The sequence below is a fragment of the Streptomyces bluensis genome, from assembly GCF_014650715.1.
Classification (GTDB): domain Bacteria; phylum Actinomycetota; class Actinomycetes; order Streptomycetales; family Streptomycetaceae; genus Streptomyces; species Streptomyces bluensis.
Genome location: NZ_BMVM01000031.1, coordinates 37,051 through 61,117, shown reverse-complemented (window position 1 = coordinate 61,117; position 24,067 = coordinate 37,051). Strand labels below are relative to the sequence as shown.

The 24,067-nt window shown below is 69.4% G+C and carries 20 protein-coding genes; 8 read left to right on the top strand and 12 right to left on the bottom strand.

The features are described 5' to 3' along the window. Nucleotides 1-258: 258 nt before the first annotated feature. Entirely contained in the window at nt 259-1,548 is a 1,290-nt protein-coding gene (locus IE262_RS37885) for a tachylectin-related carbohydrate-binding protein (RefSeq protein WP_189880122.1), read from the top strand. A gap of 570 nt (nt 1,549-2,118) precedes the next feature. On the opposite strand, the gene IE262_RS40755 is transcribed toward IE262_RS37885, so the two are convergent. The 3 genes from IE262_RS40755 to IE262_RS37870 all read right to left on the bottom strand — a co-directional run bounded on the left by IE262_RS40755 (nt 2,119) and on the right by IE262_RS37870 (nt 4,099). Then, nucleotides 2,119-3,306: an aggregation-promoting factor C-terminal-like domain-containing protein gene (locus tag IE262_RS40755; RefSeq protein ID WP_189880120.1), complete on the bottom strand. Its 1,188-nt coding sequence runs from the start codon at nt 3,304-3,306 to the stop codon at nt 2,119-2,121. A gap of 127 nt (nt 3,307-3,433) precedes the next feature. Then, nucleotides 3,434-3,607: a hypothetical protein gene (locus IE262_RS37875; RefSeq protein ID WP_189880118.1), complete on the bottom strand. Its 174-nt coding sequence runs from the start codon at nt 3,605-3,607 to the stop codon at nt 3,434-3,436. A 168-nt stretch (nt 3,608-3,775) separates the two neighbouring features. Next, nucleotides 3,776-4,099, bottom strand: a complete 324-nt coding sequence (locus IE262_RS37870) for a hypothetical protein (RefSeq protein ID WP_229877952.1) — start codon at nt 4,097-4,099, stop codon at nt 3,776-3,778. 142 nt (nt 4,100-4,241) lie between these two features. Here IE262_RS37870 and IE262_RS37865 point away from each other — a divergent pair, with 142 nt between their 5' ends. Next, nucleotides 4,242-5,237 (top strand): helix-turn-helix domain-containing protein, encoded by a 996-nt coding sequence (locus IE262_RS37865; protein WP_189880115.1) that lies wholly within the window; start codon nt 4,242-4,244, stop codon nt 5,235-5,237. Between the two features lie 45 nt (nt 5,238-5,282). On the opposite strand, the gene IE262_RS37860 is transcribed toward IE262_RS37865, so the two are convergent. The 3 genes from IE262_RS37860 to rpmB form a co-directional block, all read right to left on the bottom strand. Continuing rightward, on the bottom strand, nt 5,283-6,569 hold the full coding sequence (locus IE262_RS37860) for an IS701 family transposase (RefSeq protein WP_229877950.1): 1,287 nt from the start codon (nt 6,567-6,569) through the stop codon (nt 5,283-5,285). Nucleotides 6,570-7,093: 524 nt separating this feature from the next. Beyond that, nucleotides 7,094-7,399: a 30S ribosomal protein S14 gene (rpsN, locus tag IE262_RS37855; RefSeq protein ID WP_189880113.1), complete on the bottom strand. Its 306-nt coding sequence runs from the start codon at nt 7,397-7,399 to the stop codon at nt 7,094-7,096. Continuing rightward, on the bottom strand, nt 7,399-7,635 hold the full coding sequence (gene rpmB / locus IE262_RS37850) for a 50S ribosomal protein L28 (protein ID WP_189880111.1): 237 nt from the start codon (nt 7,633-7,635) through the stop codon (nt 7,399-7,401). The genes rpsN and rpmB overlap by 1 nt, the downstream gene beginning before the upstream one ends. Nucleotides 7,636-7,715: 80 nt before the next feature. Between rpmB and rpmG the strand changes: the two genes are divergently transcribed. The 5 genes from rpmG (at nt 7,716) to IE262_RS37825 (ending at nt 11,113) form a co-directional block, all read left to right on the top strand. Continuing rightward, nucleotides 7,716-7,880 (top strand): 50S ribosomal protein L33, encoded by a 165-nt coding sequence (gene rpmG, locus IE262_RS37845; RefSeq protein WP_026252351.1) that lies wholly within the window; start codon nt 7,716-7,718, stop codon nt 7,878-7,880. Between the two features lie 5 nt (nt 7,881-7,885). After that, nucleotides 7,886-8,146: a type B 50S ribosomal protein L31 gene (locus IE262_RS37840; RefSeq protein WP_189880109.1), complete on the top strand. Its 261-nt coding sequence runs from the start codon at nt 7,886-7,888 to the stop codon at nt 8,144-8,146. Next, complete coding sequence (locus IE262_RS37835; protein ID WP_189880107.1) at nt 8,143-9,318, top strand: CobW family GTP-binding protein; 1,176 nt, start codon at nt 8,143-8,145, stop codon at nt 9,316-9,318. Before IE262_RS37840 ends, IE262_RS37835 begins: the two co-directional genes overlap by 4 nt. Nucleotides 9,319-9,394: 76 nt before the next feature. Then, nucleotides 9,395-9,637, top strand: a complete 243-nt coding sequence (rpsR, locus tag IE262_RS37830; protein WP_189880105.1) for a 30S ribosomal protein S18 — start codon at nt 9,395-9,397, stop codon at nt 9,635-9,637. Nucleotides 9,638-10,141: 504 nt separating this feature from the next. Further along, entirely contained in the window at nt 10,142-11,113 is a 972-nt protein-coding gene (locus IE262_RS37825; protein WP_189880103.1) for a DUF2599 domain-containing protein, read from the top strand. A 1,109-nt stretch (nt 11,114-12,222) separates the two neighbouring features. Here IE262_RS37825 and IE262_RS37820 read toward each other — a convergent pair. Beyond that, a complete protein-coding gene (locus tag IE262_RS37820) occupies nt 12,223-13,752 on the bottom strand; it encodes a helix-turn-helix domain-containing protein (protein ID WP_134028939.1) in 1,530 nt (509 codons plus the stop codon). A gap of 264 nt (nt 13,753-14,016) precedes the next feature. Between IE262_RS37820 and acnA the strand changes: the two genes are divergently transcribed. Next, nucleotides 14,017-16,734, top strand: a complete 2,718-nt coding sequence (gene acnA, locus IE262_RS37815; RefSeq protein ID WP_189880102.1) for an aconitate hydratase AcnA — start codon at nt 14,017-14,019, stop codon at nt 16,732-16,734. 81 nt (nt 16,735-16,815) lie between these two features. Here the strand turns inward: acnA and IE262_RS37810 are convergent, their stop codons facing one another. The 5 genes from IE262_RS37810 to IE262_RS37790 form a co-directional block, all read right to left on the bottom strand. Continuing rightward, nucleotides 16,816-18,171, bottom strand: coding sequence for an ABC transporter substrate-binding protein (locus IE262_RS37810; RefSeq protein WP_189880100.1), 1,356 nt, complete (start codon nt 18,169-18,171; stop codon nt 16,816-16,818). A 111-nt stretch (nt 18,172-18,282) separates the two neighbouring features. Beyond that, nucleotides 18,283-19,596, bottom strand: coding sequence for a sugar ABC transporter permease (locus IE262_RS37805; RefSeq protein ID WP_189880097.1), 1,314 nt, complete (start codon nt 19,594-19,596; stop codon nt 18,283-18,285). Then, on the bottom strand, nt 19,587-20,366 hold the full coding sequence (locus IE262_RS37800; RefSeq protein ID WP_189880095.1) for an ATP-binding cassette domain-containing protein: 780 nt from the start codon (nt 20,364-20,366) through the stop codon (nt 19,587-19,589). The genes IE262_RS37805 and IE262_RS37800 overlap by 10 nt, the downstream gene beginning before the upstream one ends. Continuing rightward, nucleotides 20,269-21,501 (bottom strand): sugar ABC transporter substrate-binding protein, encoded by a 1,233-nt coding sequence (locus IE262_RS37795; protein ID WP_308432845.1) that lies wholly within the window; start codon nt 21,499-21,501, stop codon nt 20,269-20,271. Before IE262_RS37795 ends, IE262_RS37800 begins: the two co-directional genes overlap by 98 nt. Nucleotides 21,502-21,514: 13 nt before the next feature. Beyond that, complete coding sequence (locus IE262_RS37790) at nt 21,515-24,037, bottom strand: SpoIIE family protein phosphatase (RefSeq protein WP_189880091.1); 2,523 nt, start codon at nt 24,035-24,037, stop codon at nt 21,515-21,517. Nucleotides 24,038-24,067: the final 30 nt, after the last annotated feature.

The following is a 24,067-nucleotide window of genomic DNA, read 5'->3' as shown; positions in this document are numbered from 1 at the left end:
ATCATCTCGCGTCCAAGATCCACTTAGGCCGCCATGCCTGGGCGCGCTGGCATGGGCGGACGACCCGTCAGGACACAACCGGCCAAGGACTTTTGCGGCCATCCGATCTCTCTTCCGGCACCCCTGACCTGCGGTGAAAGTAGTTCCTGACATCGGGCGCCACCCCCGCGAACAACCCGCACAGCTGCACCTGCAGGGCAGCTGTCCGGGCCAGGGACGTGCGTTCGCCCAATCGACTTCCGTGCCGCAGGAGAGATCATGAAGCTGAGCAACGGCATTCGCCGTACGTCCGCCGCCCTCGCCGTCGGGGCGATGTCCCTGGGGCTGGTCACCGTCGCCGGCGGGGCCGCGCAGGCCGTTGCCTCGTGCACCGGTGATGTGTCGATCTACGGCACGCTGTCGGACGGCCGGCTGACGTACACGCAGATCGAGCCGAACACCGGCAACCGCGTGAAGACGCTCATCGGCCCGGGCCTCGGATTCACACCTAAGGCGATGGCGACGCTCAACTTCAACACGGTGCTGGTCACTTCGACGGCCGGTGACCTCTACCGCGTCGACATCCAGACCAACAACACCTCCCTCGCTCTCGCCGGAGTCACCAAGATCTGGGACGGCGGCTGGACCTTCGACAAGATGGTCTACGACGGCGCCGGCCACCTCTACGGCACGGTCGAGGGGCAGCTTCACCAGTACCTGGTGTCGCAGGACAAGCCTTCCGGGTCGGCCCACATAGGCCAGCACGTCGTGATCGACACGGGCTTTGTCCTCAAGACGCTGGCCGCCGCGGGCGATGACCGCATCATCGCCTCCACCTCGGACGGACGCCTGCTCAGCTACAAGATCAACGGTGTGAACGACTGGGACCGCGCGGTGCTGAAGTCGAGCGGCTGGTCGGCGGTCGACTCGCTGTCCTCCCCCGGTGGGGGCCTCTACTACGGCCGTACCAACGGCGGCATGTACTGGTACCACGACGCCGACCCCACCGACGCGGACGGCTCCGACATCGCGTACCACCCGAGCGACCCGGTGGACGCCTCTGGCTGGACGCAGACCCTGCTGTCGGCGTACGCGGACAACTGCGCCTACGTGCCCCCGGCCCCGCCGCACTCGGTGCAGGGCGGCACGATCTACCGCAGCGAGGTCATGAACCGGGCCAGGGACTGGTACAACCGCAACATCCAGTACAGCCAGACCGCTTACGCCACCGACATCGAGGGCGACGACACCTACCGCACCGACTGCTCCGGCTTCGTCTCCATGGCCTGGCACCTCACCTCCTCGCTGACGACGCAGACCCTCGACAACGCCGCCACGCAGATCTCCAAGGCCGACCTCCGGCCTGGCGACGCGCTGAACTCCAGCAGCGAGGGGCACGCGGTCCTCTTCGCGGGCTGGAAAGACCAGGACGCCGGCACCTTCTACTACTACTCCGAGGGCAGCCCGGACTCGGACATGAACTACCGTTCCGCGAACGCCTACAGCGGCACCATCGACAGCCACCCGGCCTCGGCGTATGTAGCCCTGCGCTACGACAAGATCGCCTGACGCCCCAGCCGCAGTCCCGCCCGTTGCCCCCGAGGGCCCCGCCGACACCGGCGGGGCCCTTTCGGCATACCTGGCCCAAAGCCGCCACGGCCACGGTCTGACCCAGGGCGCCAGCCTTGATCACTGTCGGCCGGGTGGGAAGATCACCTACTGGCCGTGGGGCAACCCACCCCAATCCGTAACCAAGGGAGCGACCCTGCTCAAGACCGGCAGAATCCTCACCACCGTGGCCGCCGCAGCGGCCGGCCTGCTCCTGGCGGCCGGGCAGGCCGGGGCGGCGCCGTACTGGCAGACGGTCTCCACCAACTCCAACTGGACCAACTCCGGTGACGTGTACTCCGACTTTGCCCTGTTCGCCTCCTGCTCGTCGTACACCCTGGCCTTCGCGAGCACGTCAGCGAGATCTACGGGGGCTCCGTGGAGCTCCGGGTCAACGGGATCGCCAACTCCACGGAGCCCCCTCCACCGAGTGCGTGTCCTGACCCGCACGCCGACACGACAAAAGGGCCGCGCCCCCTCCTCTGAGGGGGCGCGCCCTTTTGTCGTGTCCGTAAGTCTGTAACTACCGGTCTAGTACCAGTTGTTCGCCTGCCAGAAGCTCCATGCGTTGCACGGAGAGCCGTAACGGCCGTCGATGTAGCTCAGGCCCCATCTGATCTGGGTCAGCGGGTTCTCGTGCCAGTCGTCGCCCGCGACGTCCATCTTGGCTGCGGGCAGCGCCTGCGGGATGCCGTACGCGCCGGAGGACGGGTTCGTGGCGTTCCAGCGCCAGCCGCTCTCGTGATCCCAGAGGTTCTCCAGGCAGGCCCACTGGGTGGTGTTGGCCCAGGCCGCGTCCTTCTCGTTCATCAGCTGCCGCCCGGCGACCTTGACCTCGGTGATGTTGTCGCGGTCGACGGTGTCCACGGAGGTCGTGCAGGTATAGGTGCCGGGCTGCGCGGACAGCAGCTTCTGAGTCCAGCCACTGGTGTTGACCGGGTCGTCGAGGTGGTACGTGATGTCCGCGCCGGAACCGTCGGTCGGGTTGGCGTCCTTGTACCAGTACATGGCCCCGGTGGAGAGCCGCCCGTAGTACAGCCCGCTGCCCGGGGAGACGAGTTGGTTGAAGCCCGACCAGCCGGAGGACTTCAGGGTGTTGCTCTTCCAGGAACCGGCGCCTGCGATGGTGTAGTCGAGCAGCCGACCGTCCCCGGTGGTGGCGCCGAGCCGGTCGTCGCCGGTGGCGGTGAGGGTTTTCAGGACGAACCCGGTGTCGATCTCGGTGCGTACGCCGATGTGCTGGGAGCCGGCCGGCTTGTCCTCGGTGACGTTGTAGCGCAGCAGCAGGCCGGAGGTGGTGGTGCCGTAGAGGTGGCCGTGACCGTCGTAGGTCAGCTTGTCGTGGGTCCAGCCGCTGTCGGCGATCCTCACCGGCGGGTTCAGCAGGGCGAGGCTGGTGCTGTTGGTCTTGACGTCGATGCGGTAGAGGGCGCCGCTGGTCGATGTCATCAGTACCGTGTTGAAGTTGAGGGTCGCCATGGCCTGCGGTTCGAAGCCGAGGTCCGGTCCGACGAGCACCTTGGCGAGGTCGCCGGTGGCCGGGTTGATCTGGCTGAACGTGAGCCTGCCGTCGGTGAGTACGCCGTAGATGTTGACGCCGCCTGAGCAGGTGGTCGCCGCGTCGGCTGTGGGGGCGGTCACCGTGAGGAGTCCGGTGCTCAGGGCGGCGGCGGTGAGCAGACCTGCGACTCTACGGCCGTTGGTGCGGATGTTCTTCACTTCTGGTCCCCCCGGGGGCGGTTGAGGTCGGGCAGGGCAGACGCACGGGTCAGGCGAACAGGCGGGCGTGGGACGCGGGCCGGCTGTGGGACTCGTGGGAGTCGCCGTCAGTGGCTGCGCGGACGGCTCACTGCCAGCCGGCGTCGGCCGGGGCGGACTGCCAGCCGGCGTCCGCGGCGAGGACGGAGGAGGACTCAGCGGCGTCCGTCCCGTATGCCGAGGTGACGGCCGGGGCGGCGAGGGCCGCGGCGACGACGAGGGAGACGACCGCGGCGGCCTTGGCGATACGGATGCGAGGCATGGCTGTCCGTTCCTTCCGGGACGAGGTGTGAGGTCCGGCCCGCTGTCGCGTCCCGCGGTGACGCGCTTCCTGGCCGGTGATCACTAGGTTCGTCGCCGCCGGGGCCCATGAGAAGGGTTCCTCGGTGGACGGAAAGGGCCTTGGACCGATACGTCCACACGGGCCGCTTCAGTCCACCGGTTGCTCCTCGAACGCCAGAGGCATCAGTGGCACCCCAGCACCTGTCAGCCGCGCCGCCGCCAACTGCGGGACGTCGCACAGCAGTCGGCCGCAGACGCGGACGGCCCGCTCCTCGGCCTCTCCCAGCCTGTCGGCCAGCAGGTAGAAGCCCAGGGTGAGCCGGGAGGGGGAGCGGGGATGCACGGCGACGTGCTCGACGTGGTCGTTGGGGACGATGGACGAGCGCACCAACTCACGGACATCCGGCGGCAGACGGTCGCCGGGAGGGAATTCCAGATGCGCGTGGACGAGATACACGCTCCAGCGTCTCAACGGATGAGCTCGCCACGTCGGCGCGCCGCGTGGCCGGTTGTGTCCCTGGCCCCTTCCGGCCTGCCCCTGTGACGAAACGTCTCTGTTCTGCGAAGATCAGCGCTGAAGAGGGGTCGTTGTGTGCAGAATCGGGGGGACGCACGTGCTGACCGCACTCGGACTCGACTCCGTCGCGGAGACGGTGTACCGCGCCATGCTCAGACATCCGGCCGCCGGTGTCGCGGACCTCGGCGACGCCGTGGGGCTGTCCGAGGAGGAGGTGCGCGACGCCCTCGACACCCTGAGCGAGCTGGCGCTAGCGCGTCCCGCCGCCGGGGACGCGGGGCGGCTGCGGGCGGTCTCGCCGGACATCGGCATGGAGATCCTGATGGCCCGGCAGCAGGCCCAGCTGGCGGCGCAGCAGCAGCGCCTGGAGGCCTCACGGGCGGCCGCGGCCCAGCTCATCTCGGAATACGCCGAGCTGCGGCCGGCCGCCAGTCACCCCGGCGTGGAGCAACTGGTGGGGCTCGACCAGATCCGCGACCGGCTGGCCGTGCTCACCCGTGAGGTGCGCGAGGAATTCCTGACGTTCGCGCCGGGCGGGCCGCAGACCGCGGAGAACATGGCCGCGTCCCGGCCGCTCAACGAGGACCTGCTCGGCCGCGGGGTGCGGATGCGCACGATCTACCTGGACAGCGTGCGCGCCAATCGGCCCACTGTGGAGCACGCCAACTGGCTGGCCCGGCTGGGCGGTCAGGTCCGCACGGTGCCGTCGCTTCCCACGCGGATGATCCTGATGGACCGGCGGATCGCCATGATCTCCGTCAGCAGCGACGACACCGCCGCCGGCGCGGTGCTCCTGACCGGACAGGGCACGCTCACCGCACTGTGCGCGCTCTTCGAGACCACCTGGGAATCCGCCCAGCCCCTCGGCCAGCTCGTCTCCACCGACGCGCACGGCCTCACCGGTCAGCAGGCCACCGCCCTGCGCCTGCTCGCCGAGGGTCACACCGACGAGGCCATCGCCAAGCGCCTCGGAGTGTCCCACCGCACCGCCCGCCGAATCGCCTCCGAGCTGATGGACCGCCTCGGCGCGCGCAGCCGCTTCGAGGCCGGCGTACGCGCCGTCCAGCAGCGCTGGCTCCCGGCCCACCCGTGACCCACGTCCGTGCCGGACAGCCGCCTGCCGGTAAGGCGCGTCGGCCTACGTGATCGGCCACGCGGGTCGGCCCCTCCAATTGGACTGGATAACAAGGGACCCCCAGGCCCCTGATCTGAGGTTTCTCCTCTGCCACCGTGAAGCGGATGGTGCTGGTGGGGTCGTTTCTGCGGCCCCCCTTTCGGTGGCCTGGGCCGCGACGACGGACAGAAACACGTGGGCGAGCATGGCCAGAGTGATGTGGCGATACCAGCCCGGATAACGGCGGACCTCGTACTGGTCGGGGCCGCATTCGTTCTTTGCGGTCTGGAAGGCTTCCTCGATCGCCCAGCGCGAGCCAGCGATCCGGACAAGGTCAGCAACGCTGGTGCCGTTGGGGGCGTAGGCGAGAGTAGGCAATCTCGTCCGGGCGGGCCAGGCTGCGGCGGCCCGGTATCCACCGCTCGTGGGTGGGCCTGTCGCCGTCGAAGACGCTGATCGCCGGCAGGCGTGCGGCGGCCCAATCGTAGAGGCGCGGGCCTTTGGCACCGTCGCCGCAGGAGTGGTCTTCCCATGCCTCGCCGGGGGCATCGGCGATGGCCTGGTCGTACGGCCGAAGGGAGCGTGCAGTCGCTGTGACTTCGGCACGGCCAGGACGTAGCCGACACCGGCTTCTTCCAGGGTGCGGCGCATGCGCCATTCCTGTCCGTAGGCACAGTCGCCCGTCACCCAGGCGATCGGCAGGGGGGAGGCCGGCGCCCGCAGGGTCATCGCGCGGGCCAGCTCGCCCTTGGTCGCAAAGACGCGACTGTCAGGGACCTTCGCCGCCCGGCAGCGGTCCGCATCCGAGGTCCACGACTGCGGCAGATACAGCTCCCGGTCCACCAACGCTCTGCCCTTGGCCGAGGCGTAGGCGGCGAAGACTCCAATCCGGCAGTTCTCCGTCCGGCCGGCCGTACCCGAGTACTGTCTTTGCACCCCAGCGGACGTGGTGCCCTTCTTGAGGAAGCCGGTGTCGTCCACGATCAGGACCCCGTCCGGGGTGCCGAGGCCCTCGGCGACGTAATTCTGCACGTCGTCCCGGACCGCGTCGACGTCCCAGGCCGCACCGTTCAGCAGATGCTGGAAGCCTGCCGGCCCACGGTGACCTGCGTACTCGGCGAGCTGCCAGCCGTTCTTCCGCTCCACCGGAGCCAGCAGACCACGCACGTAGTCCCGCATCCGCCACCGCAGATCCACCCTTGAGAACCGGCCCGCAACCCGCGCGAGCACCGACTCCAACTCCCCAGCCCACAAACCTGCTTCATCCACCCCCACCATGACCAGCACAACGAAGCCGACCAGCTCAGGCAACGCCGCGAGCGTGCGTGCCAGGCGCCGCGGGGCAGGCGGGACTTTCGAAACACGCCCTAGGGGCGCGAAGTGCTGCTCTATGACCGGTAGCTCCACAGCAACCACGCAACGAAGGTCTCCTGCGCTGCGTGGGAGGCCCCGGGCACGCGGGCCACAACTGATGTCTCCGGGCCGGAATGAGGGGCGCGCGGCTTCACGAGAGGATCCGGGCTTGCTGCAAGCACCGCAGCGTCTCCATGGCGCGGTGGCCCAGGCCATGGACTACGTGGCCGGGGCCCACATTGAAGAGGGCGCTTTCAACGCTTTCGCCGAAGTTCCGGCGGGCAGTCGCTCCGTCGGCCGCCCCCGCGCCCGCTGTCGCCGTTTCCGTCTGCGGACCGGACCGGGCCGGTCCGCAGACGAGGGGGGCGCCGACGCGGCCTATCCCCGGCCGGACTCCGACAGTGCCGCACGCGCGGGCGGCACAGTGGTATGCGGCCGGTACGGCAGCCGTGGGTCTCTCGGCGTGAGCGGATGGGAGTGGGTCACCAACTGCTCTTGGTGACGCCGGGCAGCTCGCCCGCGTGGGCCATCTCACGTACGCGGATGCGCGACAGGCCGAAGGCGCGCAGGTGGCCGCGGGGGCGGCCGTCCACGGAGTCGCGGTTGCGGAGGCGGGTGGCGCTCGCGTCGCGCGGCTGTCGGCGCAGTTCCCTCTGGGCGGCGGCGCGGTCCTCGTCGGATGTCCGGGGAGACGAGATGATCACCTTCAGCTCGGCGCGGCGGGCGGCGTAGCGGGCCACGACGCGGCGCCGCTGCTCATTCTTCGCGATCTTGCTCTTCTTCGCCATCAGGCCTTCCCTCCCCGGGCGCGGATGCGCGCCACCGCGGCCTCGATGCCGATCGTGTCGACCGTCTTGATGCCCTTGGCGGAGAGGGTGAGCCGGACGTGGCGGCCTTCGCTGGGCAGCCAGTAGCGCTTGCGCTGGATGTTGGGGTCGAAACGGCGCTTGCTGCGCCGGTGAGAGTGGGAGATGTGATGGCCGAAGCCGGGCTGTCGACCGGTGAGCTGGCAGTGGGCGGACACGTTTCCTCCTTGGTGGTGGCTGTGGCAGCACACTAGCAGCTTAATGAAAATGAAAATCAATAGCGTGTATGCTGCCGTCCATGGCCCGTAACGAACTCCGACCGATCATCAAGCTGAGGTCCACCGCCGGCACCGGCTACACCTACGTGACCCGCAAGAACCGCCGTAACGATCCCGACCGGCTGACGCTGCGCAAGTACGACCCGGTCGTCGGCCGTCACGTCGACTTCCGTGAGGAGCGCTGAGCGCAGTGAAGCCGGGAATCCACCCCGAGTACCGCCCGGTCGTCTTCCGCGACCGGGCCGCCGACTTCGCCTTCCTCACCCGGTCGACGGCCACGAGCGACAAGACCGTCGAGTGGGAGGACGGCAACACCTATCCGGTCATCGACGTCGAGATCTCCTCGGCGAGCCATCCCTTCTACACCGGTACCCAGCGCGTCCTGGACACCGCAGGACGGGTCGAGCGCTTCGAGCGGCGTTACGGCAACCGCGGACGGAGCAGCCGGTGAGCGGGCACAAGGCGCGGCTGCCGGTCGCGATCGTCGCCGGGCTGCACGCCGACGCCCGCAGGGCCGCCGTGGACGAGATCCTGCGTACGGTCCCCGGCGCGGTCGTGCTGCACCACGACCTGACGTCCGCCGCCGACGGTGCGGCGCACCGCACCGTACGCGACGCCAAGGGCCTGCTGGGCAGTGGCGACGCACCCCTGGTGAACGACTGTGCGTGCTGCGCGCTGCGCGAGGACCTCGTCCCCGAACTCCTGCGGCTCGCCGAGCAAGGCAGGCACCAGCTTGCCGTCGTGGAACTGTGGGATTCCGTCGAACCTCAGGGCATGGCCACGGTCATCGCTGCCGCCGGCGCACCGCTGGCGCTGACCGGGGTCGTCACCGTGGTCGATCCGGCGCTCGTCCTGCCGTACCTGGCCAACGGGGACGACCTGGCCGATGTCGGCCTCGCCGCCGCCCGGACCGACCAGCGCACCGTCGCCGACACCTTCGCCCGGCAACTGGAGTACCCCACGGTGATCGCTCTCGTTGAGGGCAGTTCGTGCGAGGAGGGCGGCGAGTCGGCCGACGACGCCGACCACGCGTTGCTCGCCCAGCTCACGCCAGGCGCACGAAAGGTGCGCGTGGACAGTGGCACCCTGCAGGCCGCTCTGCCGGCGGGCTTCGACGTGGCAGCGGCCGGCGCCCGTGTGCATCCTGCGTGCGCGCTTCTGCCGCAGGAATGCGAGGAGCACGGTGTGAGCACCTTCGTCTGGCGGCGCCAACGGCCCTTCCACCCGCAGCGCCTCTACGCCGCGCTGGAGGACCTGACCTGCGCCGCCGCCCGCAGCCGCGGGCGGTTCTGGCTGGCCGACCGCCCCGACACGCTGCTGTCCTGGGACGCCGCGGGCGGCGCGCTGTGCGTGGAGTCGGCCGGCCCCTGGCTGGCCGCCCTGCCCGACGCCGCCTGGGAGATGGTGCCCGCCGAACGCCGCGTCGCCGCCTCCGTGGACTGGCACCCCGAACACGGCGACCGCTGCCAGCACCTCACCTTCACCTCGCCCGGCCTGGACCGCGACGGTCTGGCGACCCTGCTCGATTCGTGCCTGCTCACCGAGGACGAGTACGCGGCGGGCAGGGACCGCTGGAGGCAACTTCCGCACGCCTTCGACGACTTGCTCGACCCAGTGACCTGAACCGCGAGCTGTACCGCTCCGCCGTACAGCTCGTGCGTTCCACCGCATCCCGTTGAAAGAGAGGATCGACCTCACCATGCCCCGACCCACAAGCACCCGGCGGCAGGCCGTCACACGCCGGCGCGTCAACCCCCTGGACGCCGCCGGCATCACCTCCATCGATTACAAGGACACGGATCTGCTGCGGAAGTTCATCTCCGACCGCGGGAAGATCCGCAGCCGTCGGGTGACTCACGTGACACGTCAGCAGCAGCGGCAGATAGCGAAGGCGATCAAGAACGCACGAGAGATGGCGCTCCTCCCCTACAGCTCCCGATAGCCTCGGAGGGACCAACGCTGTCCGTACGGGGCCGACGGCTCTTCGACGTACCTGATCGTCTTCGCCTCCAGCACCGGGGGCCAGGCCGCCGACGAGCCCAGCCTGCCTTCGGAGCGCCAGGTGCGCGTGACCAGACGTCATGTGTCCGTCGCCGGGGCGTCAGCGCCGTTGGACCTGCACCTTGCTCGTCGCAGCGTGAGCCGCGCAGCACGACGCCATCAGCCGGGCCGCGTACCACGTACCACGTGCCGCGTTCCGTACGTGACGAATCCGGTCAGCCGGAGCGGACACGGGGCAACTGGGGACAGGCGCGGGAAATTCCACGCCGCGCGGATGCGTCCGGTGTTGTGCCGTGTGAGGCCCGAAACAGTTGCTGGCTGGGCCACAGCACACACATTGTGCCGTCGCGATGCGTGAGGCCAGCGCAACAGTGGTGCGGGAGGGCACCGTCGTGAGCTGGGGGCTTCACCGGGACGACTTCTTGGCTCGGCTGCGGGAGCGGCGGTGCTGTTCGGCTCGGTCCTGGTGCCGCCAGCGCAGGCAGCCGGTGCGCCGACCGGCCGGCCCGATGGCGCAGCGGCAAAGGCGGTGCGTATCGCCGAGCGGATCGACAAGGTTTTCCCGGACAGCGGGCAGGAATTCGTCCGGGCCCGCACTCAGGCCGGGCAGGGGCTGGCGGCAAGCGGCCACCACCTGCGCATCGACCCGCCCGACACCAGCCGTGACAGCCTGACGCTGGCCCGGTCAGGTGCAGGCGACCGCGCGCCGTTGAGTCTGAGTCTGCCGAAGGGGGCTGCCCAGCGTCCCGCTCAGCTGGCGAAGGACGGCACTGTCGCCTATCCCGACGCGCTGCCGCACACCGACCTCGCCGTGCGGCCGATGGAGCGCAGTGCTCGGGTGCAGGCCGTGCTGAATGACGTGGCGGCGCCCAGCGAGTTCACCTACCCCGTGGATGTGCCGAAGGGAGGCCGGCTCAGCCAGGGCAAGGACGGCAGTGTCGCAGTAATGGACGCACGCGGAAATCCGGTAGGCGGGATCGACGCCCCGACGGCAAGGGACGCCAACGGGAAGGCTGTGCCCGCCTCGTACCGCATCGAGGGGAACAGCGTGGTGCAGACCGTGCGGCATGACACGGCCGCGCATCCCGTGGTGGCGGATGCGCAGGCGAGCGGGGGTGCCATCCTCTCGGCACACTGGGCCGTGCGCGGAGACGGGCCGTCCTTCTATGTGGCGACTGCCCATTGGTTCCGGCACAACCAGCTGATACGGCCCAACATCGGCACGGGCATCGCCTGGACGGAATTGCTGCAGGAGTACGGGCACCTCATCCCCCACAACCGCGGCGGCCTGTACGACCAGTTCGCATGCCACCACCAGTTCGCCCAAGGGAATCCCGTTTGGCATCTGGAGGACTGGCGCCGCGACGGCTCCTATCCTTGGACGGTCTGGTGGGAGTGCAACCCGCCTCGCGCCTGACGAGTGAGTGATGCTGTTGTGGAGTGGCTGATGCAGCCGAGAGCGCCCGCGATGCCCGCGACCATGCCGCCGCCGCGCATCCGGCCCCGCCGCGCGGCCACCTTCACCACCTCGCTCGCGCCAAGCCGTCACGGAGGTGAACACCGGGTACGGCCAGCGCACCAGGCCGACTGTGGTCGTTGACCCTCCAACGCGCTGACACCTTTGCCCCGTGTGACGAACAGGTGGTGGAGCGGCTTTCGGCGGGGTGCCCGGTTCGTCCACAGGCCTCCCGGAACGTCCAGCCGCGACGGTCCCGGTCTTCCTCGCCCACCGCGACAGCAGGTAAGGCGCAGTGCGCCCAGCGCGGTCGGGGGCTTGGCTTGCCCGAGATTGACCCTGCTCACGGCCCACGTTGGATGTTATTCGACTACGTCACCAAGCTGTGGGACCTGGTCAACTGGGAGGAGTCGCCGCCCGCTACACCGCAGCAACCAGCGCCTGACTCAGCATCACAACATCACCCTGCGGGCCGGACAGCCATCGTGGCTTCCCGGCCCGCCAACCCGGCAGCGCTGCCTGGTTGCGATCTTCTTCGGTGTGTCGATCGGAGGCGGACCCCAACCAGGCAGGCACCCGCACCAGGAACGTGGGTGCCGCAAGAACATCTCGCACACGCCCAAGGGCGCTCTCGGGCATATCGGATGGGCGAGGGAAGTCATGACCGCCAGCCGGGGAGGTCTGATATGAGGTGTGAAGGGGTACGGATTATCGCGGCGTGCGTCCCCTGGCGGTATCAACCTCGACCGAAGCCGCCCGCCATAACACAACTCGCTGAAGGCGCAAGGCGTCTTGCCGGAGTACCTACGGACAGACCGCCCTTATGCAGCTCTTGTCGGGTGGAAGGCTTCTTCTTCACTGAGGCCACTACCAAGGTGAGGTTGTCGTCATGGCGCGTCGCGTATCTCTGACGTATCGCCAACCATTCAAGATCATCTTGCACGTGCGTTGCACAAGGTGCTGAAAAACAACAGTGATCAGTGGAGGGTCGTGAAGGTGAGTATCCACAGGTCAGCTGGCATTTCGAGGTGTCGTGCCCCTTGCCTTCAAGGGGCACGACACCGCGCCGTTCAGATGTCCCGGAAGATCTCGATCTGCGCCCCGACCGTGTTGAGCCGCTCGGCCAGGTCCTCGTACCCGCGGTTGATGACGTACACGTTCCGCAGGACGGACGTGCCGTCCGCCGCCATCATCGCCAGCAGGACGACCACGGCGGGCCGCAGGGCGGGCGGGCACATCATCTCGGCGGCGCGCCAGCGAGTGGGGCCCTCGACCAGCACGCGGTGCGGGTCGAGGAGCTGGAGGCGGCCGCCGAGCCGGTTGAGGTCCGTGAGGTAGATCGCGCGGTTGTCGTAGACCCAGTCGTGGATGAGGGTCTTGCCCTGCGCGGAGGCGGCGATGGCCGCGAAGAACGGCACGTTGTCGATGTTGAGGCCGGGGAACGGCATCGGGTGGATCTTGTCGATCGGCGCCTCCAGTTTGGAGGGCCGGACGGTGAGGTCCACCAGACGCGTACGGCCGTTGTCGGCGACGTACTCGGGCGTGCGGTCGTGGTCGAGGCCCATCTCCTCCAGGACCGCGAGCTCGATCTCCAGGAACTCGATGGGGACGCGACGGACCGTCAGTTCCGACTCCGTCACCACGGCGGCGGCCAGCAGGCTCATCGCCTCGACCGGGTCCTCCGAGGGGGAGTAGTCGACATCCACGTCGATGTCCGGCACACCGTGCACGGTGAGGGTGGTCGTCCCGATGCCCTCCACGCGCACGCCCAGGGCCTCCAGGAAGAAGCACAGGTCCTGGACCATGTAGTTGGACGAGGCGTTGCGGATGACGGTCGTGCCGTCGTGCCGGGCGGCGGCGAGCAGCGCGTTCTCGGTCACCGTGTCGCCGCGCTCCGTCAGCACGATCGGCCGCCCCGGGCTGACCGCGCGGTCCACCGTGGCGTGGTACTGGCCCTCGGTCGCGGTGATGTCCAGTCCGAAGCGGCGCAGCGCGATCATGTGGGGCTCGATCGTCCGCGTGCCGAGGTCGCAACCGCCCGCGTAGGGCAGCCGGAAGCGGTCCAGACGGTGCAGCAGCGGGCCGAGGAACATGATGATCGAGCGGGTACGGCGGGCCGCCTCCGCGTCGATGGCGTTCATGTCGAGATCGGCCGGGGGCACGATCTCCAGGTCGACCCCGTCGTTGATCCACCGGGTGCGGACACCGATCGATCCGAGTACCTCCAGAAGGCGGTACACCTCCTCGATGCGGGCGACCCGGCGCAGCACGGTGCGCCCCTTGTTGAGCAGCGTGGCGCACAGCAGCGCGACACACGCGTTCTTGCTGGTCTTCACGTCGATGGCACCGGACAGGCGGCGGCCGCCGACCACGCGCAGATGCATCGGACCCGCGTAGCCCAGCGAGACGATCTCGCTGTCCAGCGCTTCACCGATTCGAGCGATCATCTCAAGACTGATGTTTTGGTTGCCGCGCTCAATGCGGTTCACGGCGCTCTGGCTGGTGCCGAGCGCCTCCGCGAGTTGCGACTGTGTCCAGCCCCGGTGCTGCCGGGCGTCACGGATGAGTCTGCCGATGCGTACGAGGTAGTCGTCTCCCATGAGGCGACCGTATATCTGATGTGAGATATACGAAAAGCGGAAGACCGCCTTCCGAGTGAGCGGGCCAGAGTTCCGGGCATGACCGGACCGTGCGCATGTACTACAGTTATCTCGACATCGAGATATCTGCCGAGGCGCGCCGCAGCCGCACGCCATCATCGAGTGGCGGTAAGGCTTGCCTAAGTAAGCCTTACCTTAGCGGATCGTCGAGACAGCGTGGCGGCAGGATGCGGTGGTACGCGCACAAAAATGAAGGAGACTGTCGTGTCGGCGAACAGCTTCGACGCCCGCAGCACGCTGCAGGTGGGCGACGAGTCGTACGAGATCTTCCGGCTGGACAAGGTGGAGGGCTCGGCCCGCCTTCCCTACAGCCTCAAGGTCCTGCTGGAGAACCTGCTCCGCACCGAGGACGGCGCGAACATCACCGCCGACCACATCCGGGCTCTCGGCAACTGGGACGCGCAGGCCCAGCCCAGCCAGGAGATCCAGTTCACGCCGGCCCGCGTGATCATGCAGGACTTCACCGGTGTTCCCTGTGTCGTGGACCTCGCCACCATGCGTGAGGCCGTCAAGGAGCTCGGCGGCGACCCGGCGAAGATCAACCCGCTGGCCCCGGCCGAGCTGGTCATCGACCACTCCGTCATCGCCGACAAGTTCGGCACGAACGACGCCTTCACGCAGAACGTCGAGCTGGAGTACGGCCGCAACAAGGAGCGTTACCAGTTCCTGCGCTGGGGCCAGACCGCGTTCGACGAGTTCAAGGTCGTCCCGCCGGGCACCGGCATCGTCCACCAGGTGAACATCGAGCACCTGGCACGTACGGTCATGGTCCGTGGCGGCCAGGCGTACCCCGACACCCTCGTCGGCACCGACTCGCACACCACCATGGTCAACGGCCTCGGTGTCCTCGGCTGGGGCGTCGGCGGTATCGAGGCCGAGGCCGCGATGCTCGGCCAGCCGGTGTCGATGCTCATCCCGCGCGTCGTCGGCTTCAAGCTGACCGGTGAGCTCCAGCCCGGCACCACCGCCACCGACCTCGTGCTCACCATCACCGAGATGCTGCGCAAGCACGGTGTGGTCGGCAAGTTCGTCGAGTTCTACGGCGAGGGCGTGGCCGCCACCTCCCTCGCCAACCGCGCCACCATCGGCAACATGTCGCCGGAGTTCGGCTCGACCGCCGCGATCTTCCCGATCGACGCCGAGACCATCAACTACCTGAAGCTGACCGGCCGCAGCGAGCAGCAGCTGGCGCTCGTCGAGGCGTACGCCAAGGAGCAGGGCCTCTGGCTCGACCCGGCCGCCGAGCCCGACTTCTCCGAGAAGCTGGAGCTCGACCTCGCCACGGTCGTCCCGTCGATCGCCGGCCCGAAGCGCCCGCAGGACCGTATCGTCCTCGCCAACGCCGCCGAGCAGTTCAAGCTGGACGTCCGCAACTACGTGGACGTCGTGGACGAGGCGGGCCAGGAGTCCTTCCCGGCTTCCGACGCCCCGGCCGTCGCCCCGAACGGCGCCCCGTCCAACCCGGTCACCGTCACCGCCCCCGACGGCTCGACCTACGAGATCGACCACGGCGCGGTGACCGTCGCGGCCATCACCTCCTGCACCAACACCTCGAACCCGTACGTCATGGTCGCCGCCGCGCTGGTGGCCAAGAAGGCGGTCGAGAAGGGCCTGACCCGCAAGCCCTGGGTGAAGACCACGCTCGCCCCGGGCTCCAAGGTCGTCACCGACTACTTCGACAAGGCGGGCCTGACCCCGTACCTCGACAAGGTCGGCTTCAACCTCGTCGGCTACGGCTGCACCACCTGCATCGGCAACTCCGGCCCGCTGCCGGAGGAGGTCTCCCAGGCGGTCAACGACCACGACCTGGCCGTGACCTCGGTCCTCTCGGGCAACCGGAACTTCGAGGGCCGCATCAACCCCGACGTCAAGATGAACTACCTGGCGTCCCCGCCGCTGGTCGTCGCGTACGCCATCGCGGGCTCCATGAAGGTGGACATCACCAAGGACGCCCTCGGCACGGACCAGGAGGGCAAGCCGGTCTACCTGTCCGACATCTGGCCCTCCGAGGCCGAGGTCAACGACGTCGTGGCCAACGCCATCGGTGAGGACATGTTCAACAAGTCCTACTCCGACGTCTTCGCGGGCGACGCCCAGTGGCAGGCCCTGCCGATCCCGACCGGCAACACCTTCGAGTGGGACGCCGAGTCGACGTACGTCCGCAAGCCCCCGTACTTCGAGGGCATGGCGCTGGAGCCGTCCCCGGTCACCGACATCGCCGGTGCCCGCGTGCTCGCCAAGCTGGGCGACTCGGTCACCACCGACCACATCTCCCCGGCCGGCGCGATCAAGGCCGACACCCCGGCGGGCAAGTACCTCACCGAGCACGGTGTGGAGCGTCGCGACTTCAACTCGTACGGTTCCCGCCGCGGCAACCACGAGGTCATGATCCGCGGTACGTTCGCCAACATCCGCCTGCGCAACCAGATCGCGCCGGGCACGGAGGGCGGCTACACCCGCGACTTCACGCAGGAGGGCGCGCCGGTCTCCTTCATCTACGACGCCTCGCAGAACTACCAGGCCGCCGGCACCCCGCTGGTCGTCCTGGCCGGCAAGGAGTACGGCTCCGGTTCGTCCCGCGACTGGGCGGCCAAGGGCACGGCGCTGCTCGGCGTCAAGGCCGTCATCGCCGAGTCGTACGAGCGCATCCACCGCTCGAACCTCATCGGCATGGGCGTGCTCCCGCTGCAGTTCCCGGAGGGCGCCTCGGCCCAGTCTCTCGGTCTGACCGGCGAGGAGACCTTCTCCGTCTCCGGCGTCACGGAACTGAACGAGGGCACCACGCCGCGCACGGTCAAGGTCGTCACCGACACGGGTGTCGAGTTCGACGCGGTCGTCCGCATCGACACCCCCGGTGAGGCCGACTACTACCGCAACGGCGGCATCATGCAGTACGTGCTGCGGAGCCTGATCCGCAAGTGATGCGCTCCGTGGCGTGACCCCCGGGCCCCCGCTCCTCAGGCCGAAGAGCGGGGGTCCGGGGGCGGCGGCCCTCAGGAAGGCTCACTCACCCCGGTGCTTCGCCGCCGACGCCTGCGCGAGGTCCTGGGACTTCTGCAGCGCCGTGCCGACCGACTGCTGTCCGGCGATCGCGGAGCCGATCTGCTGGGAGACCGCGGTACCGAGAACGGCGAACTCGGGGATGGCCAGGAAACCGATCCCGGTGTAAGGACGCGGGGCGACACCCGGGTCGTTCGGATCGGCGGACTGCGTCTCGGCCGTGTACTCCTGCCGGTACCAGGCGTGGGCCGCCTTCTGGTACTCGGGATTGTCGTAGAGCGACTCCCGGCTCCCGGCGGGCGCGGCGGTCCAGCCGAGTTCCCTGCCCACCTCGGCCTGGTACTGCTTGGAGGAGGCCCAGGAGATGAACTTCCAGGCGTCGTTCTTCTTCCTGCTCGCCTTCTGGATGCCCCAGGCCCAGGTCCACAGCCAGCCGGACCTCATCGTCTTGTCGTGCGGTGCCGGGACGTAGCCGACCTTGCCCTTGACCGGCGAACTGTCGGCCTCGATGGACGAGGCCAGCGACGTGGCGTCGTACATCATGGCGCACTTGCCCTGGACGAAGCGGCTGAGGATCTGCAGAACCCCCATCCGCTGGGCGTCGGGCTCACCGTACGCGCGGAGCAGGTGGACGTAGAACCCCACGGCCCTCCTGAAGTCCGGCGAGGTGAGCCTGGCGTTCCACCCCATGTCGTACCAGGCGCCGCCGAAGGTGTTGACGACGGTGTTGATCGGGGCGAGGTTCTGGCCCCAACCGGGCAGCCCGCGCAGACAGATGCCGTTCGCGCCGTCGGTGCCGTCGAGCCGGGCCGCGAGCCGGGCGACCTGCTCCCAGGTCGGGTTCGCCGGCATGGTCACCCCGTCCCTGCGGAAGAGGTCCTTGCGGTACATCAGGAACGACCCCTCGCCGTAGAACGGCTCGGCGTAGAGCTTGCCGTTCTTTCCGGTCAGCGAGGCGACCAGGTTGGGGAAGACGTCGCCCTGGTCGAACTTCTTGTCCGCCTTCGCGTACGAGTTCAGCGGGGTCAGCCAGCCGTTGGCCGAGTAGATCGGCACCTCGTACGCGCTGACGCTCGCCACGTCGTAGTGCCCCGCCTGGGTCGCGAACTCGCGGTTCATCCGCTCCCGCGCCGCGTTCTCCGGCAGCATGGTGTAGTTGACGTTGATGCCGGTCCGCGCGGTGAAGTACTTCATCGTGAGTTTCTTGAGGTTCTGCATCTGGGACGCGTCCGTGGTGAGCACGTTGATCGTGCTGTTCGACTGACCGGACGGCAGGCCGGCGTGGCCGCAGCCGGAGAGGACGAGACCGGTGGCGACCGTGGCGGTCACGGCCACCTGGGCTAGGCGGCTGCGCTTCATGGCACTCCGATGGACGCGAGGCTTCCTCCACCGTATGTCAGGAATGCCCGGGTCTTCCATTTGGTTGAGATTTCATCGAAAACCAGGCGATCGGTGATTGTGGTGAGCGCGTCAACCTGCCCGTGGTCGCCCGCCCCTCAGTCGGTCGGTGCGCCGGGAGAGGGAGTCGGCCGCCACGGCGGCGAGCAACACCCCTCCAGTGATCATGAACTGGATGGAGTCCTCGATCCCCAGCAGCGTCATGCCCGAGGCGATCGACCCGATGACGAGCACGCCCAGCAGCACGGACCAGGGCGAACCGCGCCCGCCGAACAGGCTGGTGCCGCCGATGACGGCCGCCGCGATGGCGTTGATCAGCAGCATGCCCGAGCCGGCGGCACGGGCCGTCGTGGGGCTCGCCGAGGTGAGCCCCGAAGCCACGAACAGGCCCCCGACGGCGGCGAGCGTCCCCGACAGCATGAACATCGTGATCCGCACCCGCTCGACACCGACTCCGGCACGTCGCGCCGCCTCGGGGCCGCCGCCGAGCGCGTACACCCGCCGTCCGTAGCGAGTGCGGCGCAGGACGTAGTCCGAGACGACGAGGACCACCAGGAAGATCAGCAGTGCCAGAGGAAGGCCCTGGAACTGGTTGAGCGTGTAGGCGGCGCCGAAGGCGAGCACCGCCAGGACCCCGCCGCGCAGCCAGATCCCGCCCGCCGGCCGGAACGGCATCCCGGCGGCCCGGTTCCGGTTCCGGTGCCGGACGGCGGCCAGCAGGTACCCGGCCGTACCGAGCCCCGCCAGACCGTAGGCGGCGGCGTGGGCACCGAAGTATCTGCTGGTCAGCGAGGCCACCAGGCCCGACTGGTCGATGTTGATCGTGCCGCTCGCGCCCAGCAGGTAGAGCGTCAGGCCGTTCCAGATCAGCAGTCCCGCGAGCGTGACGACGAACGCGGGCACGCCGATCCGGGCGAAGAACACCCCGTGGAGGGCACCCACGGCCGCCCCCGAGACCACCGCCACGATCACGGCGATCCACTCCGGCAGCCCGTAGTTCACGTTCAGCACGGCGAACACGGCCCCCGACAGGCCGCTCACGGAGCCGACCGACAGGTCGATCTCCCCGATCAGCAGCACGAACACGATGCCCACCGCGACCAGGCCCGTACCCACGATGTCCACGCTGAGGTTGGACAGGTTGCGCGGTGAGAGGAAGTTGCTGTCGAGGGTCTGGAAGACGATCCAGATCACGACCAGACCGAGGATGGCCGAGACCGGGCCGTGTTCGCCGTCCCGCACCCGGCCGCGGACGTCGTCGGCGTACCCCTTGAGGCTCTGGTGCCATCCGCGGGTGCGCGGGCCCCTGCCGGGCGTGGCGGTCCCGGCACCGATGCCGCCTCGCGGCCCGACGCGCCGGGACGGCTCGCTGCCGCTCACGGCCATGCCTCCTCGGTGCCTGTCGTGCGGTGGGCCACGGCGTTGTCCGCGGCGCCGGTGATGGAGGAGATGATCTGCTCCTGGGATGCGGTGCTGACGTCGAACAGGCCGTTGTTGCGGCCCAGGCGCAGGACGGCGACACGGTCCGCGACGGCCTTGATGTCCCCCATGTTGTGGCTGATCAGCAGGACCGCCATGCCGCGGTCCCGTACCTGCTCGATGAGGTCGAGGAGGTGGCTGGTCTGCTCGACACCCAGGGCGGCGGTGGGCTCGTCGAGGAGCAGGACCCTCGGTGAGCCCATCAGCGAGCGGGAGATCGCGACGGCCTGCCGCTGTCCCGCGGACAGCGCGGCGACCGGCATCCGCACATCGGGGATACGGATGGACAGGGTACGCATCAACTCACGGGCGCGGCGCTCCATCTCCACCTCGTCGAGAACGCCCACCCGGTCGATCTCCCGGCCGAGAAACAGATTGCCGACGATGTCGAGGTTGTCGCACATCGCGAGGTCCTGGTACACGGTCGCGATGCCCAGGGTCTGGGCGTCGTGGGGCCGTTTGATGTGCACGGGCCGGCCCTCCCACTCGATGACACCCCGGTCGGCGGGCCCGACCCCCGAGATCACCTTGATGAGCGTGGACTTGCCGGCACCGTTGTCCCCGGCCAGGGCGACCACCTCACCGGCCCGCAGTTGCAGTTCCACATCCAGGAGCGCCTGGACGCCGCCGAACCGCTTGGAGATGCCGCGCAACGCCAGCACGGGCGGGAACGCCACCGGGATCACCTCCCTTCACCAGCTTCTCCTTCGTCTCCTTCGTCTCCTTGGTCCCCTTGGTCGTCGGTCCGGTGAGCCCGGCACGGTCGCAGGCGGACCGCAGCTTCGGAGGACAGATCTCGTGGATCGAGTACACCTCGTCCCTGACGAGGGTCCGCTCGATCGTGCCGGCCGTGACGGGGACCGGGGTGAGCAGGACGGCCGGGACGTCCTGGGCGGTGGGACTGTCCACCGTCGTCGTGGCGATGGCGTGGGTCGACCTGCCGTGCCCCAGGGCCACGGCCATGGAGGCGGCCACATCGGCCTCCTGCCTGAAGGACTTGTACACGGTCATGGTCTGCTCGCCCTTGACGATCCGCTGCACCGCGTCGAGGTCGGCGTCCTGGCCGGTGACGGGGAGCAGCGGTGAGACACCGGCGCTCTTGAGTGCCGAGATGACACCGGAGGCGATGGCGTCGTTGGCCGCCAGGACGCCGTCGATCCGGCCCGGACCCAGGTCCCTGATCGCGGCCGTCATGTTGTTGTGGGCGTTGTCCGCCCGCCACTCCAGGTTGGCGTACTCCTTGCGGATCGTCACCTTGTCGTGGAGGACGGACCGGGCTCCCTTCCTGTACCAGGCCGCGTTGGGGCTCACCGGGTCGCCGTTCATCATCACGATCCGCCGGTGCTTCGCCCTGTCGCCCATGGCCTTCAGGAGTGCCTTGCCCTGGAGCCTGCCGACCTGGGCGCCGTCGAAGCTGACGAAGCCCGATACCGGGCCCTCGGCGAGCCGGTCGTAGGCCACGACCGGGATGTGTGCCCGGTCCGCCGCCTGGACCGAGGAACGCAGCGCCTTGACGTCGACCGCGTCCACGATGATGGCTCGGGCCCCTCGGGTGATCAGGGAGTTCATCTGCTGCCGCTGGTTCGTCGCGTCGTCCGCGGCGTTGGCGTACGCCACCTTGCAGTCGGGGCACAGCGCCTTCACCCGCTTCTCGATCATGGGTTTGTCGAAGCGTTCCCAGCGGGGGACCGCGCTGCTCGGCAGCAGCAGGCCGACGGTGAAGCCGTCGTCGCCTTCTCCCTCGCCCTCGCCGCAGCCGGCCATGGACACGGCCATGAGCCCCGTGATGACGGCGGCGAGGGCGTTGCGCATGCGGGTCCTCATCTCAGACGCCCTCGATTCCCTTTCCGGCCCCCTCGGTTTCCTCCGGGCCCGCGGGCCCTGGTTCGGTCGGTGTCACGACCAGCTCGCTCCACACCTGCTTGCCACCGCCGACCGGCACGGAGCCCCAGGACGCCGACATCGCCTCGACCAGGAACAGGCCCCGGCCGCCGGTCGACTCCCAGTCCACGATGACCGGCTTGGCGGGGGCGCGCGGCGAGGAGTCGGTCACGGCGACCCGTACCCGGTCCCCGGCGTGGGTGAGGTCGAGCCGGACGGCGCCCTGGGTGTGGACCAGCGCGTTGGTGACCAGCTCCGACACGACCAGCAGCACCGTGTCCGCCTCCTCGCTGACCTGCCACGAACGCAGCGTGCGCGCGGTGAAGCGGCGGGCGTGCATGACGGCGTCGGGCAGCCGCCACACCACCCATCCTGCCCGCACCGGCCGGACCCTCATCCCGTCGTAGCGCAGCAGCAGCAACGCCACGTCGTCCTCACGGCGGCCGTCCTCGCCGAGCAGCGCGTCGGCCATCCGCCCGGGATCCGAGGGGTCGGCGGCGGCGAGCGCCTCAGCCGTGCGCCGCATGCCCTCGTCCAGTTCCAGCTCGGCCGACTCGACCAGTCCGTCGGTGATCAGCGCGAGAACGGTGCCGGGAGACAGCGCCGCGGCGGTCAGGGGAAACTCGGCGTCCGCGACGATGCCCAGCGGCAGCCCGCCCTCGACCGCCACCTCCTCGGTGCTGCCGTCCGGGTGCCGCAGCAGCGGGGACAGGTGCCCGGCCCGGACGAACAGCGCGTTGCCCTCCTCCATGTCCAGCTCGACATAGCAGCAGGTGGCGAACAGGTCGGTCTCCATGCCCACCAGCAGACGGTTCGCGTGCGAGACGACCACGTCGGGCGGGTGGCCCTCCACGGCGTAGGCCCTGACCGCCGTGCGCATCTGGCCCATGATCGTCGCGGCCCCGGCGCTGTGGCCCTGCACGTCGCCGATGACCAGGGCGACCCGGCTCTCGGAGAGCGCGATGACGTCGTACCAGTCACCGCCCACCTGAAGCCCACGCTCGGCGGGGAGGTAGCGGGCCACGGCCGTCCCGCCGGGCAGCTCGGGCAGGCGGCGCGGCAGCAGACTGCGCTGCAGCATCGTGGCGAGCTCCTGCTCGGCGTCGTACGCGCGTGCCCGCTTCAGGGCCTGCCCCACCAGCCCCGCCGTCGCGGTGAGCAGGGACCGCTCCTCCGGGCCGAACTCGTGCGGCTCGTCCCAGCCGACCAGGCACACCCCGGCGACCCCGCTCTTGGCCCGCAGCGGCAGGAGGGCCAGCCCACCGGGGCCGACACCCGTGAGCCCGGGTTCGAGGGCGGCCCCCGCGGGCCACAGGCTCATCCGGCCGTCCCGCAGCGCCGCCTGCAGCGTGCTGGACAGCGCGCTGATCGGCGCGTCGGGCCACTGCGAGCGCCACTGGGTACGCCATCGCTCCGGCCAGGCATCGGCCCCCGGCGGATCGAGCACGGTGACCGCCAGCCGGTCGTCCACCAGCTCGGCGAGCGCCACCCGGTCGGCACCCAGCGGCTCGCGCAGGGCGGCGACCACCACCTCGCCGACCTCCCGGACCGTTGTGGCGTCGTCGAGCGCGGCGGTGAGCCACTGCACCCGGGCGACGTCACTGGCGCTCTGGCGCAGCACGGGAGCCGCGGTCACCAGACCCACCACCCGGTCCGGGCGGTCGTCCACATCCCGCAGCACCCGGCAGACCAGGCGCAGCCAGCACAGCTCACCGCTGGGCCGGCGGATACGGAACTCCAGCTCCCTCAGCCCGCCGACCTGCGGGGACGGCTCCACCACCGACATCAGCGAGGGGAGGTCCTCCGGCACGGTGTACGACAGGAGGGGGTGGGACTTGCCGTCGAAGTCGTCCTCGGAGATGCCGACCAGTTCGAGCAGGGTCGCGTCGGACTCGACCATTCCGGTGCTCATCACCAGGACGAACGAACCGACGCGCATGCTGCGCAGAGCGGGATCGAGCGGTGGTTCGGGCGCGGCCGTGTCGGGCTCGCCCCGGAGCCGGCCGGAGATCGCTTCGGCGTACTGCTCCAGGAAGTCCCGCTGCTCCGCTCCGAAGCCGTCCACGGAGTCGCCCACGACGACGAGGCAGCCCAGCCAGCCTCCCGCCGCCCCCAGCGGCAGCACCGCGAGAGGCCCGTCCGTGGGACGGGAGGCGAACGGCGCGGAGCTCAGCCACAGCTGCCGGCCGACGCGGAAGGCGTCGGCCACGGGCGAGTCGCCGGAGACCGGAATGCGCTCAGGCAGCCCGTCCCGGCCGGTGCCGGTGCCGGCCGACTCGACGAGCTGGAGCTGTCGGCCGCCGTCAACCGGCACGTAGACAGCCATCAGCGTCGCCCCGGCGAACGCCAGGACCCGCTCTCTCACAGTGGGCTCCGACGCCGGGCGAGACAGTCCGGCGTCCTGTGCCCCGGCCCCGAGTGCCCGCAGACCCGGGACTGCGGCCCGGGCACCGCCGTAATGGGGCATTGTCCGTAGCTACCTCCCGTCCGTGCCGCA

Bases quoted from the DNA above. Each gene is read 5' to 3' on its own strand.
- IE262_RS37885 (WP_189880122.1), top strand. From the start codon at position 259: ATGAAGCTGAGCAACGGCATTCGCCGTACGTCCGCCGCCCTCGCCGTC.
- IE262_RS37875 (WP_189880118.1), bottom strand. From the start codon at position 3,607: ATGCCTCGCATCCGTATCGCCAAGGCCGCCGCGGTCGTCTCCCTCGTC.
- rpsN (WP_189880113.1), bottom strand. From the start codon at position 7,399: ATGGCGAAGAAGAGCAAGATCGCGAAGAATGAGCAGCGGCGCCGCGTC.
- rpmG (WP_026252351.1), top strand. From the start codon at position 7,716: ATGGCCCGTAACGAACTCCGACCGATCATCAAGCTGAGGTCCACCGCC.
- rpsR (WP_189880105.1), top strand. From the start codon at position 9,395: ATGCCCCGACCCACAAGCACCCGGCGGCAGGCCGTCACACGCCGGCGC.
- IE262_RS37820 (WP_134028939.1), bottom strand. From the start codon at position 13,752: ATGGGAGACGACTACCTCGTACGCATCGGCAGACTCATCCGTGACGCC.
- IE262_RS37810 (WP_189880100.1), bottom strand. From the start codon at position 18,171: ATGAAGCGCAGCCGCCTAGCCCAGGTGGCCGTGACCGCCACGGTCGCC.
- IE262_RS37805 (WP_189880097.1), bottom strand. From the start codon at position 19,596: ATGGCCGTGAGCGGCAGCGAGCCGTCCCGGCGCGTCGGGCCGCGAGGC.
- IE262_RS37795 (WP_308432845.1), bottom strand. From the start codon at position 21,501: ATGCGCAACGCCCTCGCCGCCGTCATCACGGGGCTCATGGCCGTGTCC.
- IE262_RS37790 (WP_189880091.1), bottom strand. From the start codon at position 24,037: ATGCCCCATTACGGCGGTGCCCGGGCCGCAGTCCCGGGTCTGCGGGCA.